Genomic DNA, 1,660 nt, shown 5'->3' with positions numbered 1-1,660 from the left:
CAGGGTTTTCTGCTGATCCACTGGTGGTTATCTGAGTTTCCTTCTTAGTGGAGAGGTCATACATGTAAATATCAGAACCAGGCCCTTTGCGAGGGTGGGAAACGAAATATACTATTCTGTTACCGTAGATAGCAGGACGCAATGCATCGTGGGTGATCAAAGTTTCCTCTTTAGTAGAAAGGTCATACATGGAAACACCCCAATCCTCATCGTAAAGATCTTGCCACACAATCTTGTCGCCATAAATATCAGGTTGTCCCTCTGCCACTAATTCCTCAAGACGGGAGGGAATCTGAGTTTCTTTTTTAGTAGAGATGTCGTACATATGTATATCGGATAAGTCCCAAGAGGGAAGCATGTGGCTATCGTCTTCCCACACTATTTTATCACCGTAGATACATGGGCAATCTGCAGATCCATTGGTGGGAACCTTAATTTCCTCTTTGGTAGAAATATTGTGCATGTAGACATCACTGTTTCCGTTGCGATAGTCGTCCCATACTATTATATCATTATATATATCTGGATCACTAGCTGATCCACTGGTGGTTATTCGGGTTTCAGTGATCGTAGGCAAAACACTTTCCGCTGTATCTGCTGATGCTGTAGACAAAAATAAACACAAAATGAAGGCTATTGAAATTAAACTTATAGTACAAAAGGTCATTTGTTTATTCATATTACCATCCCTAACTTTATATTTGAAAATTTTAATTCAATTAGTAAAAATTTAGAGATTATACTTATATTTTTTCTTTCAAACCTTATATTTATAAAAGTTAATTTTTCTAGATTATTTATAAGAAAAAACAAGTTTATAAAATAACATATGTTTAGAAATGCTTGAGATATTATTTAATCTGAACTAAGAATATAGATATTCACAAAAGTTCAAAAAAGAATGTTAATTAATTAGATTTTTGTGAAGTTGAATATTTACTAGCAAGACATTCTAGTACTTTGATTCCGAAATAGGTTCATAAAACTTGGCTTTTGAATAGAAACTGGGATCATGGATTTTTCCAGGAAATAAAGAATCTATTTTGGAATCGAAGCACTAGAATATTTCAGACTAACCTGAGTAATTCTTTTCGTGAGATTCGATTAATAAGTCCCCACTCCTCTCTACCTTTGGACATTTTTATCTACTTTTGAATCTCAATCTCATTTCTAAATACTGTGACATCCATAAATGACTTTTGTATTACTGAATTTTGCATTTTTACCTGGGACTGAAGAACCCCAGGAGGTTTACAACCGTTTTCGAAATTGCAGTCACTTTGCCACTTTTATATAATTCCATTTTGTTTTTGTACTACTTCCTGCTGCATTTGTTGCTGTAAGTTTAACCGTGTAGGTTCTCGCTGCTGAATATGTGTGTGTAGGACTCTTTTCTGTTGAAGATTTCCCATCTCCGAAATCCCATTTCCATGAAGTTGGCGATCCTTTGCTAGTCTCCGTAAATGTTACCTTTAGTGGCGCTTTTCCTGAAAGTGGCCAGCCCCAGAAATCTGCAACGGGAGCTTGCGAAGTTCCTGTCACGGTTATATAATTTGATTTTGTTACTGTGTTGCTGCCTGCCGCATTGGTTACTTTGAGGGTTACTGTGTATTTTCCGGCTTTGGAATACTTATGCGTTGGATTCTGCTTGGTTGAACTT

General features: G+C 36.3%; 1 protein-coding gene and 1 pseudogene. Both read right to left on the bottom strand.

What is annotated here, in order from left to right; translation table 11 throughout:
• Positions 1–613: pseudogene (locus tag ASJ81_RS12320) on the bottom strand (TolB family protein); the annotation flags it as partial.
• Between the two features lie 662 nt (positions 614–1,275).
• The coding region (locus ASJ81_RS12315) for a PKD domain-containing protein (protein ID WP_141241702.1) at positions 1,276–1,660 on the bottom strand (385 nt) is incomplete at its 5' end.

It is taken from the genome of Methanosarcina spelaei (genome assembly GCF_002287235.1).
Lineage (GTDB): Archaea > Halobacteriota > Methanosarcinia > Methanosarcinales > Methanosarcinaceae > Methanosarcina > Methanosarcina spelaei.
The sequence above is the reverse complement of the archived record's forward strand: the minus strand, read 5'-3'. Positions and strand labels throughout refer to the sequence as shown.